Genomic DNA, 14,357 nt, shown 5'->3' with positions numbered 1-14,357 from the left:
GGGTATCATGAAGATCACCAAGATCATTAGTCACATACTTGAATATGATCTGCCTGGCGAACTGGGCTATTCACAGCAATATTATGCCAAGCGCACAGCGCATCTTGTCGAAGTTCAAACAGACGAAGGTATTACCGGTTGGGGCGAATGCTTTGGTGCCGGAAACATTGCTGTCGCCAATAAAACAATTGTTGAAAAAGTTATCCAACCAATGGTACTTGGCTTGGACCCGCTCGACCGAGACGTCATCTGGCACAAGGTGTATAATTTGCTTCGTGACCATGGACAAAAGGGTATGCCGTTGCAGTCTTTGTCCGGGGTGGACATCGCGCTTTGGGACATCGTGGGAAAAGTCGCAAACCTGCCCATCCATAAGCTGATTGGCGGTGCTTATCGCACAAAGATTTCAGCCTATGGCTACGGCATGATGCTTAAACGTGAAGATAAGGATGCCCACCTCGCACGTTTTGCTGAAGAAGCAGCGATGATTAAGGAAATGGGCTTCGTTGCTGCTAAGATGAAGGTTGGATTGGGGCCCAAGGACGACGTTGAACTTTGCGAAACTGTTCGGCGAAGCATTGGCGATGACTTTGACTTTATGGTGGATGCAAACCATTGTTATTCGACGCAGGATGCGTTCTATGTCGGACGTGCGTTGGAAGAGCTTGACGCATATTGGTTTGAAGAACCAATCGCTCCTGAAGATCACGCCGGGTACGCCGCTCTGAGGACTGGGCTAAAAGTCAATATCGCAGGTGGCGAAGCAGAATTTAATCGGTGGGGATGGCGCAATTTACTGGAAAGCGGCGGACTGAGCATCGCACAGCCTGAAGCTTGCGCTCTTGGTGGCATCAGCGAGTATTTGCGCGTGATGGCACTTTGTCACGCTCACTTCACCCCCGTGGTAAATCACGTTTGGGGATCCGCAATTGCTGTTGCAACCAACCTACATTTGTTGGCTGCGATGCCGCCCTTGCCCGGCGGTCTGTTTCCGCGAGAACCATGGCTAGAATTTGATACAACAGACAATCGTTTTCGAGACGAACTATTGTTGAAGCCTCTGAACATTCAAGACCAAGTCAAACATAATGATGGTTTTGTTGGTGTGCCCGAGGGTCCTGGATTAGGGGTTGAACCAGATCTAGAATTTTTGCGAAGATTTGCGATCAACTAGTGCATTCGGCAGCTACGCGTTTGCATTTCGGCCAATCGCAGGCCATCTCAGACCACTTCTCGAGATCGACACTTTTCAATCGATGTATCATTTCATTGATCGTTCACTCTAGATTTGGACCTTCCCTTCCTTGGACTGCAAAGGTCTTGAATGGGCTCAAGCCAGAAGTTCGCGACAACCAAATGTGTTGCCGTTTGGCTCAGATTTAACTGTCGCAAGCGCAAACTTACCGCGAGCGCGCTGTCCGACCTACTAGAAATCTCCAATTCGAATTCCGGTCAAACAAAAAGGCCGCCCAAACGGACGGCCTTCTTAAAACATACATGACGATGTTGGTTAGTCGTGATTATGAGGCTCAAGGTCCTCTTCTTCACTCTCTTCAACCAGTTTCACCAATTCTTCTTTGGTGACAGTTTTGTCTTCAACGTCAGCCAACTCAACGACAAAGTTTACAACCTTGTCTTCAAAGATTGGAGCGCGAAGGCCTGCCAACGCTTGTTGGTTGTTGCGGAAGTAGTCGTACACTTCTTGCTCTTGGCCAGGGTACTTCTGAACTTCTGCGATCAACGCTTGCTGATGCTCATCTTCGCTGACTTCGATTTCGTTTGTGTTGCCAACTTCAGCAATCACCAAACCAAGACGAACCCGACGTTCTGCAATCGCGGTATATTCTTCGCGTGCTTTGTCTTCGGTTGTGCCCTCGTCTTCAAAGCTGCGACCATGGTGCTCGATATCGTGCATCACGCGGTCCCAAATGCCTTTAAACTCTTGCTCAACAAGTTGCTCAGGAACATCAAATTTGTGCATTTCATCAAGCGAATCAAGCACAAGACGTTTTACCCGACGTGCAGTCATTGCTTTATACTGACCACCGATTTGATCTTTGATCATCTCACGAAGCTGATCAACGCTTTCAAGACCAAGTGTTTTGGCGAACTCGTCGTTCACTTCAACGTCGCTCGGTGTTTCAAGGCCCAAAACTTCAACATCAAATGTTGCGTCTTTGCCAGCTAGGTTTTCTGCGCGATATTCGTCAGGAAACTTAACGTCCAAAACCTTCTCATCACCAACTTTAAGACCAACAAGTTGCTCTTCAAAACCTGGGATAAATTGGTTTGAACCGATCACCAATGGTGAGCCCTCCGATGCGCCGCCTTCAAATGGCTCGCCGTCGACTTTGCCCAAAAACTTGATGTTGGCGCGGTCGCCCTGTGCAGCCGCCTCGCCTTCAGCTTTTGCAGCATATGGGCGGTTCTGCTCAACGATGGCATCAAACTGCTCTTGAACGTCGCTTTCAGCGACTTCAACAACAGGACGCTCAACTTTGATCTTTTTGAAATCGCCCAATTTAACTTCTGGAAGGATCTCATATGACATTGTGAATTCAAGGTCTGCTTCGCCCTCAAATACTTTTGTCAAAACAGCTTCGTCTTCTGGCAAGTCGATTTTCGGCTGCATTGCAGCTTTTTCTTTGCGCTCTTCTAATGTTGACTGAACGCCAACATTGATCGCATCTTGCATTACGTCGCCCATTACTGAACGGCCGTAAGTCTTTTTCATGTGCGAGAATGGCACTTTGCCCGGACGGAAACCTTTAAGAGTCACCTGGTCTTTAAGCTCATTGAGTTTGTCGTCTAGCTTCTGGCTAAGCTCAGATGCCGGAATGCTCATTTCCAATGTACGCTTAAGCCCTTCATTGAGGGTTTCATTGACCTGCATGCGGAAATTCCCGTTTTAACTATTTATAATTCGATCGATCGAAATGTCTGCTGAGGAAAAATGGTGCGGGTGGAGGGACTTGAACCCCCACGCCGTGAAGCACTAGAACCTAAATCTAGCGTGTCTACCAATTTCACCACACCCGCCAATAATCCACAGCGACTAAGTCGGTGCGGGATGTAACCCATACACCGCGAACAGCCAAGCCCTTTTTTGAACTTTTTTTAAAAAATCGCCCAATGCACGTAATTAATTCACATAACACGGCATTTTGCCGGTTTTGCAGTCTGAAAAACCGTAACTGCCTAAATTTTAATCACCCTGCCCAACAAATGCACATCAAACAAAACCCACCCAACACTTTGTTGCTTACGCACCTAGTTTAACATCTTGTTCATAAAAGGTTTTTCCAAATTCAGTAAAACTGGCACGCAACCTGCATTGTATTCGGGCAAACGCGAGATCAGTTCTTTCGGAGTGAATATAAGTGAAGAAAATCGAAGCCATCGTGAAGCCGTTTAAGCTTGATGAAGTGAAAGAAGCACTTCAGGAAGCTGGTTTTCAGGGCATAACTGTTACCGAAGTAAAAGGCTTTGGCCGCCAAAAGGGTCACACAGAGCTTTATCGCGGTGCAGAATATGTTGTCGACTTCTTACCTAAAGTAAAAATCGAAATCGTGGTGTCTGATCATGCGGTCGACAAAGCAGTAGAAGCCATTCGCGACGCTGCTCAAACCGGACGCATCGGCGATGGGAAGATCTTTGTTTCCACCATCGACCAAGCCATAAGAATCCGCACTGGTGAAACGGGCGACGAAGCCGTCTAGCGCCAACCTATCAACAAGAATACCTCTATAATCGGGAATATCCAATGACCACAGTAAGTGACATCATCAAAAGAATTAAAGACGAAGACGTAAAATTCGTTGACCTTCGTTTCACTGATCCGCGCGGTAAATTGCACCATATGACCATGGATTCGTCTGTGGTTGACGAAGACATGTTTGAAGATGGCGTTATGTTTGACGGCTCTTCAATTGCTGGTTGGAAAGCCATCAATGAAAGCGACATGGTGATGATGCCCGACCTTGATACAGTTCACATGGACCCATTCTTCGGTCAGTCTACAATGATCATCAACTGCGACACGTTGGAGCCAGGTACTTTTGAAGCCTATAACCGTGACCCACGCATGACTGCGCGCAAAGCCGAAGCATATGTAAAGTCATCCGGCATTGGTGACACGGTTGTTGTTGGTCCAGAGCCTGAATTTTTCATGTTCGACGATGTTCGCTTCAGCACAGGTCCATACGAATCAGGTTTCTCACTTGATCACACCGAGCTGCCAATCAACACGAACTCCATGTACGAAGCCGGCAATATGGGTCACCATGTTCCTGAAAAAGGCGGCTATGTGCCAGTTCCACCAGTGGACAGCGCACAAGACATCCGTTCTGAAATGCTTTCAGTGCTTAAAGAAATGGGCGTAACTGTTGAGAAGCATCACCACGAAGTGGCTTCTGCGCAACACGAACTCGGCATAAAATACGCAACGCTGACACGCAGCGCCGACCAAGTTCAGACTTACAAATATGGCGTTCAGCAAACTGCCCACGCTTACGGCAAGTCAGCAACCTTTATGCCAAAGCCTGTATTTGGCGACAATGGTTCCGGCATGCACTGTCACCTTTCAATATGGAAAGACGGCAAGCCAAACTTTGCTGGCGATGGTTATGCAGGATTGTCTGAGCAAGCATTGCACTTCATTGGCGGCATCATCAAGCACGCCAAAGCAACCAACGCGTTCACGAACCCAAGCACAAACTCATATAAGCGCTTGGTTCCAGGTTATGAAGCACCAGTTCTTCTTGCCTACTCAGCGCGTAACCGCTCAGCTTCTTGCCGTATTCCATTCGGCTCTTCACCAGCTTCAAAGCGTGTTGAAGTGCGTTACCCAGATCCATTGGCTAACCCATATTTGGCATTCTCTGCCCTGCTTATGGCTGGCCTTGACGGCATCAAAAACAAAATCAATCCAGGCGAGCCTATGGATAAAGATTTGTATGAATTGCCAGCAGAAGAACTAAAAGAAATCCCAACTGTAGCCGCCTCACTGCGTGAAGCAATTGAGGCACTAGATGCAGACCGCGAATTCCTTAAAGCCGGTGGCGTATTTGATGATGATCAAATCGACGCATACATTGCCATTAAGATGGAAGAAGTTGAGCGTTTCGAAATGGCGCCTCACCCTGTCGAATTTGACATGTATTACTCCGCTTAAAGGATCCCTTCTATCCCCTAGGTAGCAATACCTAAAACTTGGGGCGCCTTCGGGCGCCCCCTTTTTTTGCTCATTTCAAAACGACTTAGGTCGCTGACCACACGCCTTTGCTGACCAGCAGAAAAAAGTTCGCGACATTTCAACTTCAGACGAAGCAAACGCCGCCAACTTTGAAGTATTGCGACTGTGAACACAGCCATACGTCACTGCGCCAAATCTTATCCCCACCCCAAAAACTTATGGCACAATCATGCCGCTTTCATTTGAAACCGCTGCAGGTTCCTGACGAGGAATAGGCGGTGAGGTTTATATCGCTCAAAATGGCATTGTGCCTCAAAATGAAAGGGATGGTTGGATCAGAAGACGTTTCTGGTTCGCGTCATTTGTCATTGTCCAGCCTGACGCCGAAGGCAGTTGTAAGTCACCAATGGTTGATTGCCATTCTCAATTTGAGTTGAAACCAAAACGAAAATTTTCGTTTTCAATCATGGTTCAAGGTGCAAATAAAGGGGATAGAAGGGTTTAGCTCCCCGGGCCGATGGCAATGAAAACGCAAAGACCATTCGTGCGAGGCGTTTAACGTCTCATTTTCAAACCCTACCAAGAAGAGACCTTAAACGCCTCGCACAACTGTTGCTCTACAAACCTCCAGCGGAAAAATCCGAGCGGAGCCTAAACTGCTATGCGTCAATGAATGACGCACCCAACCTCAACCAAATCATCGCTTAGCACGTCCGCCCTTTACTTCACTTGCTCATAATTAGTGAAACGCACCAACCGGCGGGGGTGCCGGGGTCGGGAGCGCAGCGACCAACGGCAACAAATGATTAAAGCAGCCAAAGAATGGTTGACGAAATTCCCAGCCGCAATTCATACTCAATCATCGTCGGGGGCAGATATGGAAGACACGCCAGAGCCAGAGAACCAAGAGCCAATTGCGCCGCGCTCAGACACACTCCCTGTCACCTTGGCGATAGGTGTTTTTGTTCTCGGTCTTGTTTGCGGCATCCCCGCCACAATTTTTGGCCTCGATTTTTTCATCGACAATGCAGTCACGCTGTTTGCAGTTCTCTTTGGCCTGTTGTTACTTGCCAGCATTCTCACAGGACTCATCGTCGCGTTCCGACGACCCATTTTGAAGAAAGTCGTTAAACGCGGCGAAGTTGAAATGGAACGACTAGCTGGCCCACTGGCCGACGTCGCAAAGTTTGCAGCCCAACAAAAAGTCGAGCAAGCCACCAGTGCCGCACGCGAAGTCGGCGAACTTATGCTCGCCCGTTATGCTTGGATGGCGACCCGGCGCTGGTTGATTGCCACCATCACCGCGTTCGTTGCCGCGATTGCGGCACTCGCTGGATCAGCACTCCTATTCCAACAGAATCAATTGTTGCGCGAACAGGGGAAATTGCTCGCAGGCCAGTCCGAACGACTCGCGGAGCAAAATAGTTTGCTTGCCCAACAAATTGAACTGGGCGAAGCACAGCGCTCGACGTCAATCGTGCCCGAAATTTTGGCCCTCGGGGCGCAAATTGGAGAAGAAACAAATGCTTTGCTTCAAGATGGACGCCCTGCCCCAGTCTATTTCGATCAAGAATTGTCCCATGCCTTACGCGGCCGCATTATCGCCGCCACGGCCGCCGCCCGTCCCTACCGCTATTTGGCGTTAAACCTGCCCAAAGCCAGCAATGAGATGCTGACCGCGATTTCACTCGCGCGGCGAGAAGATGTGCCCTCAGCCCAAAGCGCTGTACAGAAAGTATTGGACGCCGAACAACAACTCGGATCAGAAACAGCACAGGGCGAACTCATCCAACATCCCGTTAGCCCTGAGCGCGGCCAGATTCTTTCGCTGCTCTACAATGCACGGGTTATGAGCACGGAATGGCTCACATTGAACGGCGCGGATTTCTCATTCGCCGAAATTCGAAATCACACATTTGGTGTTATCTCGCTGCGGCACGCCCTTTTGCGCTTTGCAGATTTCTCTGGTGTGCAAATTCACCAAGGCGAATTCGGCGCTGCTTTTCTAGACAATGCGCGCTTCAACCGTTCATTCATCCACAAAACCCAGTTTTCCGGCATTCCAAACGACAATATTCAAGCACCGCAATCACCAGATCCAAACATTGATGTCTGGCGCACTCAGATGGCTGGCACCGATTTTCGCGGCGCAGTCATCAATGGAACAGGATTTTCGAACGTAAATGCGTTGGCTGCGAATTTCGACTTCACGATCATCGAAAATGCGGAATTCAGCAACGCCTCAATTGTTGGGGCAACATTTAGGAACGCGATATTGGGTGAGTTAGATTTTTCAGGCGCAAATCTAGCAAGCGTCGATTTTGACGGCGCATATGTGTTGCGCGAAGATTTCTTGAGCGAACTTCAATCCCAAGCAATGGCCAATACATTTGTTCAAGACCGGTTTGTGCTCGAACAGGCTGATCCAAGTGACTTGGATACGCATCCAAACGCCATCCAAGTCACTGAAATATTTAAGAACTTCACTGCTGACTCGCCAATTTGGCGTGTCAAACGGGTTGGCGAATTTCGCTAAGCGTTGCCAACCGGTGACACAGGCGCTTTCGCCAATTCATCAAATCGAGCAGAGGAATTCAAGGCAGCTTCCCGTGTCATTCCGACATAGTTCAACACTTCGTTCGTAAGGTACCCGAAACGTGACATTTGCAATGCATGAATTTCGACCAAAGCCCGCGCATAATTGCTGCTTAAGCCAGCTTTCCATGCGGATTTAGGAATGGATCGCCCTTTAATGCCATGCGCTTTTAACGCCGCATCCGCGGCCAATTTGATTTGCTTGTCTTCGACCGGCATTTTCAGATGTTTGGCCACCCGACCCAACTGACCCTCAGGATCCGCAATGACATCTTCAAATCGAATAACCAAGTCACCCTCAACATTTGCGGCCGTCCAGCTCGCAACATTTTGCGACCAAGATCCCCAAGGCTCAAGCGCATGCGTATCAGATGTTGGTTGTCTATATTCACTTGTCGCCAACAGATTGAGTGCCGATGTGATGTCTCTTTTTCCAGCCAGTGCAAATGCCGATGCCAATACAAGCGGGTTGCGGATCAAATAAACAGAACCGATCGAAACCTCAGGGTTGACGCTCGGCACCCCATAAAACTCAGCACGCGGTGCGTGGGTCTTTACAACAGGCAAACCAGGATAGTTTTTTGAAATATGCTCATGAATTTTTGGACGGGCTGCCGCAATCTCCTCTTCGGACATGTCACGAGGATGTTTGCCGACAACAGTTTCGTAGAAATGTGCGTGCACATCCCAAGGCAAATCCCGATCCAACAATTCAAGCGCTGCGCCATCTTGCGGGCGATATCCAAAATTTTTGGAAAGGTGCTGCAAAAACGAACGCACAAGCTGATCGCCGCTGTGGGGATAAGATGCAATCCAATAAAGGGGCGTGGCGGGATTTTGCGACATGATACTTCCTCAAAACTCAATAATGGACCCTATTTAAGGGTGATCCGCCATTCGAGCAACCCGCCAGCCACATTGAAACCTATTTCTTGCCCTCGTCCATTGATTTCATGAACTCACCACGTAGCTGCATCGCCCGCATCGCCGGCCAACCAATTGCTTTGGCACCCAAAGTCGTAATCAAAATCATTGTCGCGGCCGCCAATGCATCAAGCATCCAAGCAAGCGGTAGTCCAATCCACATCAGATTTTCTGACATAAACTCAAGCCGAGGCAAAAACCACATACCCGTTAGTCCGTGCAACACCAGTACAATCCAGAAGCCCGCACAATACGCGCATTTCCAGTCCGCATATAATGTTTGAAGTGGTTTCGGCATGACAGCGATAAATTTGTTAAACAGCGTGCCCCATTCCGGCAGTTTTTCCCAAAACAGAATGTGGATCGCCGCCCCCATCAAAATTATTTCCCAGTTCACATTCTTCTCCATTAGTTAGACTGACTGACCAATCAAATCAAATTCTATTTCAAATCTTCGTAGGCATTTAGTTCATGAAATTGCTCCTATTCACCGCCACATCGAGTGTTCATGGGACTTCCACTCACCCCCAACATTCGCTATCCGCATCAGCTAAATCTGCTGATAGATTCACGCAACTTATCAAAATCTTCTCGCTCAAGCCCCGCTTCCAATTGTTGCGCAATTTGCACGTAAATCTTCTCACCCTTCTCAACCAATTCACGTCCAACGCTTGTCAGCAGAATATGTTGTGCCCGCGCATCCATCAGACAAGGGACCCGATGTACCAACTCACGTTCTTCCAACTTAAGCACCATTGCGCTGGCAGACGCTTTGCTCACACCCATTTCCGCCACGACGTCTTGCAAGTGCTGCCCGTGATCATCTTTATCGGTCTTGTTTCGCTCTTGCCTTTGAACCGCACGCAAATACTCAAATTCACTATAGGTCACCCCAAGCAACGCAGCCTGACTAGCCCACAAGCGCGTCGCCTCTCGGTGCAAATACTCAATCAACGCATGAAGTTGCATCTATGGCCATCCCAGATTTATTGCGAAACGATAGCAAACAACAGATCCCTACCCGCCTCACCGAATATCAAATTGAATATTAAGTTAGTCTTCCTTACTACCTTTAATGACATCATGCAACATATTTGTGTATTTTCGGTCGGGCAAAGAATGGCGACGATGGCCGCCATTCATATTTGTGGCCCAAACGAATGGAGAAACTAGATACACAAATACCGCTGACGGACCTATTAGCCAACCATGCGCTCAAAAAACGCTTCTGGTGAAGGAATTTCGATCAGCAATTTACGTTTCTTGTCGATCTCGAAGTAACGCGTCCCAACTGATCGCACAAATTCTCTATCGTGCGAAACGATAATGGCGGTTGCCCCCTTTTCGACAATCTCGGCTTCCAAACGCTCGCGGCCCGGAATATCCACATGGTTTGTTGGTTCGTCTAACAAATAAAAATTAGGCTCGAGCAACCTTAGGCTCAGCAATGCCAAGCGAGAACGTTGCCCATAGGATAAATGCCCAATGGGCTTTGACTGCTTTTCGAACTCAAAGCCAATATTGGCCAACAACGAGCGACATCTCGCATTCCCAACGCCCGGGTGCTGCAGAATGAAATTCTCAGGCGTTTCATCAACAGGCAATTGCGAAATTTCCTGATCGGCATATCCAAGTACTGTTGAAGGCGTAACCCATAGTCCGGGAACAGCGCCTTCTTTCAGGAATGAACGATGAACACGCTTTATAAGTTGCGTCTTGCCTGCACCGTTCTCTGCCAAAACAACGATCCGATCACCGGCGTAAATCAGTTCTTTTTTGATCTCGAAGAGCTTCCTATCGTCCGGCGCGCTCACCACCACATTTTCAAATGACATCAGAACTTTGGCGTGTGTGCCACTATTGGCCAGGGTGATGTCACCATGCCGTTCTTGGTGAAGATCTCGCATACTGTCTTCAATATCAGTTGCCCGCTGCCGAAGTTGCTTGGCTTTGGTTTGCAAAAGATCAGAACCACTGTTCAGCCCGACATTGTAGAGCTTCGCCGCTTTCTGACGAAGCTGTTTAGCCTGTTTCTGCTCTTTCACCAAAACCTTCTCTGCAGCGACATCTTCCTCTTCAAGCGCTGCTTTGGCTTGTGTGTAAGGCAATGAAAAGTAACGCGAAACACTCGGTCGCAAAAACAAGCTGCGGTTCGTGCAATTGTCCAAAAAGGCCCGATCATGACTGGCGACAATCATCGGCACTTGGCTAGACGTGCGTTTGATCCATTCTTCCAACTGAACAATCTTCGCCAAATCAAGGTGGTTCGTCGGCTCATCTAGCAGCAATATATCTGGTTCGGTCAACCAAACCCGTGCGATCATCACCAACCGGCGCCACCCCCCGCTGAGTTGACGCATTGAGACGTGATATTGCTCTTCAGGTACTTCAAATTCGGCGAGTGCCACGTCGACACGCCAAACTTCATTTTCCAATTGCTCTTTGGTTAGTGCGGTTGAAACGAAATCATAAACTGTCTGCTCAAGTTGATCCGTTTCAACTTCCTGCTCGACATATCCAATTTTTGCCCCCCGAGAAAAGGCAATTTGCCCACTACTGGGCTCATTTTCGCCCGCGAGAAAACTCAGCAATGTGGTTTTTCCACGGCCATTTGCGGCGATCAAACCAACGCTTTCGCCATTGGACACATTGAGGTTGATGTTTTTGAAGAGTTCAGTCTGCGCGATTGCGCTGACGTCTTTTAGCTGAATTGAAGTCATTTTATTGCCCTTAACGACTTTAGAGTCGAAAAAATCTAACAACCGCATGGGGGTGCGGTAATAAACGGGCAAACCGTCAAAGAAACTGAAATTTAGACAGAAGCTTTATCGGCCGGCCCTACACATTTAAGAAATCTGTAGGGCGTCACGCGGGCCGAACCATAATAAGCAAATCTGATGCGCCATATTCATCTTGCTCTCCCCGCGTCTAGAGTTAAGTAAAATCGATTTTCGCCGAAAAAGCTAACCCAGCAACAATCCGCTTGCAAGCGCAAACATTATTGGAAATGAATTTGTGACTTAAACAAAGACAAACAAGCCGACAAATGCCCACAACATAAGTTGGCGAGAGATTGGTAAGTGGGCAAGTCGGTACGCAAAACTACCAAATCCGACTTGCTCCAACCAATGAAACATCGCTTCTGTCTGTTGGCCGAATACGCTGGCCTTCGATTTCACGATCATATACGGGAACTCCAAACTCATCTAACCGTATGGCGAGAGTTTTAGCACGACGTTGTTAAAAAAGTGCTGACAGTGAAGTTAGATTTTATCAATAATTTCCGTCGCTTAACGAGACACTTGATAAGGTTTTGTTTATATTTGAACGGTCGATTTTGCACCTAATTCAGCCCAAATTCATCTCCGGCAACAAGACATAACGCACCAGAAACTCTGGGAAAAACCACAATTTGAAAATTGAATTGATGCCCAACTGGTGATCCAATCGTGCTAAATCAAAACTTAGTAATGATTCGAACTCAAGTAAGGCGCAATATGAATAACGACGACGATCTTTTCGCAAGTTTTGGTGGTGAAGAACCAAAAAGGAAAAGCGAGTCTCAGCCTACGCCACAAAAGAGTTCTGCTACACCCAAATCAGCTCCAACTGCCTCTAAGCCGAAAGTAACGTCTTCTTCGGATGGCAGCACCTATACGGCTGATGACATTGAGGTACTTGAGGGTCTTGAGCCGGTTCGGCGTCGGCCAGGTATGTATATTGGTGGCACGGACATCAATGCGCTGCACCATCTATTTGCCGAAATTATCGATAACTCGATGGATGAAGCAATTGCCGGCCATGCCTCACGCATTGAAGTACATTTGGATGCAGACGGCTATCTGACCGTCATCGATAATGGTCGCGGCATTCCTGTCGAGAAACACCCAAAATTCAAAGACCGTTCAACGCTTGATGTCATTATGACGACATTGCATGCGGGTGGTAAGTTTGATTCAAAAGCCTATGAAACCTCTGGCGGTCTACACGGCGTTGGTGTGTCGGTGGTCAATGCGCTTTCTGACGACATGGTTGTCGAAGTGGCAAGAGATCAACGGCTTTATTCGCAAAGCTTTTCCCGCGGCCATGCAACCACGGATGTGATTGACCATGGGCCCGTGCGCAATCGACGCGGCACCAGCACCAAGTTTCGGCCTGATCCTGAAATATTTGGCGACAAGGCCAAGTTCGTTCCAAAACGCTTACATGATATGGCACAGGCCAAAGCCTATTTGTTCGCTGGCGTGGAAATTCGTTGGTCTTGCGACGAAGTGCTGGTAGAAGGCAAAGACATTCCAGCCAAAACCACTTTCCTTTTCCCTGATGGCCTTAAAGACTATGTGGAACGCCGGATTGAGGGAACGCCCCGCATCGTCGACGAAATCTTTGCTGGACGAAAAGGAAATGCGGGCAAGCACGGCTCTGTTGAATGGGCAATTGCCTTTACGTTGGGCGACAGCTTTATCAATTCCTATTGCAATACAGTGCCCACTCAAGATGGCGGCACCCACGAGTCGGGCCTGCGCAGCGCCCTACTCCGCGCAATCAAAGCCTATGCCGAACTAACCGGTAACAAACGCGCCGCTGTCATTACAGCCGAAGATATTTTGGCAAACTGTAGTGCCGTATTGTCCGTGTTCGTACGCGAACCAGAATTTGTTGGCCAAACAAAAGACAAGTTATCCAGTGGCGAAGCCACCAAGATCGTCGACAACGCCATTCGCGATGCGTTCGACCATTGGCTTGCCGCCTCACCCAATCAATCCGCAAAACTTCTGGATTGGGCCGTAGACCGCGCCGAAGAACGCATTCGTCGACGCAAAGAAAAAGAAATTGACCGAAAATCTGCCACGCGCAGATTGCGGTTGCCGGGCAAACTCGCAGATTGCTCGCAAGGCGCGGCACAAGGGGCCGAAATCTTCATCGTGGAAGGAGATTCCGCTGGCGGAAGCGCCAAACAGGCACGCAACCGTAAAAACCAAGCGATCTTGCCCCTTCGCGGTAAAATCCTCAACGTTGCGGGCGCAACGCGTGACAAGATCTTGGCGAACCAACAAATTGGTGACCTTATCCAGGCGCTGGGTTCGGGCACGCGAGACCGCTATAAGGGCGATGATCTAAGATATGACAAGATCATCATCATGACAGATGCCGACGTCGATGGTGCGCATATTGCTTCGCTATTGATGACTTTCTTTTTCCAGGAAATGCCTGAATTGATCAATGAAGGTCATTTATACCTGGCTATGCCGCCGCTTTATCGCATCACCCAAGGGGCAAAGACAATTTATGCAAATGATGACGAGCATAAAGACCAGCTGATGGAAGCCGAATTTACAGGACGCGGCAAAGTCGAAATCACCCGATTTAAGGGATTGGGCGAAATGCCGTTCCAACACCTTAAGGAAACCACGATGAAGCCGGGTTCTCGACGGTTGGTGCAAATTAGTGTGGCAGACGAACAAATCGAAACTAAGGACTCCATTGACCGCCTAATGGGCAATAAACCAGAGTTGCGTTTTCAGTTTATTCAGGAGAATGCCGAGTTCGCGAACGACCTCGATATTTGATAAAGACCAGCCCAAACTAAGTGATTTCATATAGAAGTTCGTGATTTTTTGTCACACTTCCCGGCAAGTCATTG

Annotated in this window: 10 protein-coding genes and 1 tRNA gene; 5 read left to right on the top strand and 6 right to left on the bottom strand. The window is 48.5% G+C overall.

Going from position 1 to position 14,357, the window contains the following annotated elements:
• Positions 1-7: 7 nt before the first annotated feature.
• Complete coding sequence (locus AC2D8L_RS04255) at positions 8-1,174, top strand: mandelate racemase/muconate lactonizing enzyme family protein (protein WP_484684201.1); 1,167 nt, start codon at positions 8-10, stop codon at positions 1,172-1,174.
• 336 nt (positions 1,175-1,510) lie between these two features.
• Here the strand turns inward: AC2D8L_RS04255 and tig are convergent, their stop codons facing one another.
• Together tig and AC2D8L_RS04245 are read right to left on the bottom strand one after the other, a co-directional pair.
• Positions 1,511-2,893: a trigger factor gene (tig, locus tag AC2D8L_RS04250; RefSeq protein WP_484684200.1), complete on the bottom strand. Its 1,383-nt coding sequence runs from the start codon at positions 2,891-2,893 to the stop codon at positions 1,511-1,513.
• 61 nt (positions 2,894-2,954) lie between these two features.
• Positions 2,955-3,039, bottom strand: a tRNA-Leu gene (locus tag AC2D8L_RS04245).
• A gap of 341 nt (positions 3,040-3,380) precedes the next feature.
• Between AC2D8L_RS04245 and AC2D8L_RS04240 the strand changes: the two genes are divergently transcribed.
• The 3 genes from AC2D8L_RS04240 to AC2D8L_RS04230 all read left to right on the top strand — a co-directional run bounded on the left by AC2D8L_RS04240 (position 3,381) and on the right by AC2D8L_RS04230 (position 7,730).
• Entirely contained in the window at positions 3,381-3,719 is a 339-nt protein-coding gene (locus AC2D8L_RS04240; protein WP_435668503.1) for a P-II family nitrogen regulator, read from the top strand.
• 44 nt (positions 3,720-3,763) lie between these two features.
• The gene (gene glnA, locus AC2D8L_RS04235) at positions 3,764-5,173 is read left to right on the top strand and encodes a type I glutamate--ammonia ligase (protein ID WP_484684199.1); all 1,410 of its coding nucleotides are present in this window, start codon (positions 3,764-3,766) and stop codon (positions 5,171-5,173) included.
• Positions 5,174-6,071: 898 nt separating this feature from the next.
• Complete coding sequence (locus tag AC2D8L_RS04230) at positions 6,072-7,730, top strand: pentapeptide repeat-containing protein (RefSeq protein WP_484684198.1); 1,659 nt, start codon at positions 6,072-6,074, stop codon at positions 7,728-7,730.
• Here AC2D8L_RS04230 and AC2D8L_RS04225 read toward each other — a convergent pair.
• The 4 genes from AC2D8L_RS04225 to AC2D8L_RS04210 form a co-directional block, all read right to left on the bottom strand.
• The gene (locus AC2D8L_RS04225) at positions 7,727-8,635 is read right to left on the bottom strand and encodes a sulfotransferase domain-containing protein (RefSeq protein ID WP_484684197.1); all 909 of its coding nucleotides are present in this window, start codon (positions 8,633-8,635) and stop codon (positions 7,727-7,729) included. The genes AC2D8L_RS04230 and AC2D8L_RS04225 overlap by 4 nt on opposite strands.
• A 79-nt stretch (positions 8,636-8,714) precedes the next feature.
• The gene (locus AC2D8L_RS04220; RefSeq protein WP_484684196.1) at positions 8,715-9,110 is read right to left on the bottom strand and encodes a hypothetical protein; all 396 of its coding nucleotides are present in this window, start codon (positions 9,108-9,110) and stop codon (positions 8,715-8,717) included.
• 149 nt (positions 9,111-9,259) lie between these two features.
• Positions 9,260-9,682, bottom strand: a complete 423-nt coding sequence (locus AC2D8L_RS04215; RefSeq protein ID WP_484684195.1) for a MarR family winged helix-turn-helix transcriptional regulator — start codon at positions 9,680-9,682, stop codon at positions 9,260-9,262.
• A gap of 230 nt (positions 9,683-9,912) precedes the next feature.
• Positions 9,913-11,433: an ATP-binding cassette domain-containing protein gene (locus tag AC2D8L_RS04210; protein WP_484684194.1), complete on the bottom strand. Its 1,521-nt coding sequence runs from the start codon at positions 11,431-11,433 to the stop codon at positions 9,913-9,915.
• Between the two features lie 777 nt (positions 11,434-12,210).
• Between AC2D8L_RS04210 and parE the strand changes: the two genes are divergently transcribed.
• Positions 12,211-14,283, top strand: coding sequence for a DNA topoisomerase IV subunit B (parE, locus tag AC2D8L_RS04205; protein WP_484684193.1), 2,073 nt, complete (start codon positions 12,211-12,213; stop codon positions 14,281-14,283).
• Positions 14,284-14,357 lie beyond the last annotated feature (74 nt).

The sequence above is a fragment of the Maritalea sp. YIW29 genome (assembly GCF_057219265.1).
Note: the sequence above shows the minus strand (reverse complement) of the source record. Positions and strands in the feature narration are given on the sequence as shown.

Bases quoted from the DNA above. Each gene is read 5' to 3' on its own strand.
- glnA (WP_484684199.1), top strand. From the start codon at position 3,764: ATGACCACAGTAAGTGACATCATCAAAAGAATTAAAGACGAAGACGTA.
- AC2D8L_RS04210 (WP_484684194.1), bottom strand. From the start codon at position 11,433: ATGACTTCAATTCAGCTAAAAGACGTCAGCGCAATCGCGCAGACTGAA.
- AC2D8L_RS04230 (WP_484684198.1), top strand. From the start codon at position 6,072: ATGGAAGACACGCCAGAGCCAGAGAACCAAGAGCCAATTGCGCCGCGC.
- AC2D8L_RS04225 (WP_484684197.1), bottom strand. From the start codon at position 8,635: ATGTCGCAAAATCCCGCCACGCCCCTTTATTGGATTGCATCTTATCCC.
- parE (WP_484684193.1), top strand. From the start codon at position 12,211: ATGAATAACGACGACGATCTTTTCGCAAGTTTTGGTGGTGAAGAACCA.
- AC2D8L_RS04255 (WP_484684201.1), top strand. From the start codon at position 8: ATGAAGATCACCAAGATCATTAGTCACATACTTGAATATGATCTGCCT.
- AC2D8L_RS04215 (WP_484684195.1), bottom strand. From the start codon at position 9,682: ATGCAACTTCATGCGTTGATTGAGTATTTGCACCGAGAGGCGACGCGC.
- tig (WP_484684200.1), bottom strand. From the start codon at position 2,893: ATGCAGGTCAATGAAACCCTCAATGAAGGGCTTAAGCGTACATTGGAA.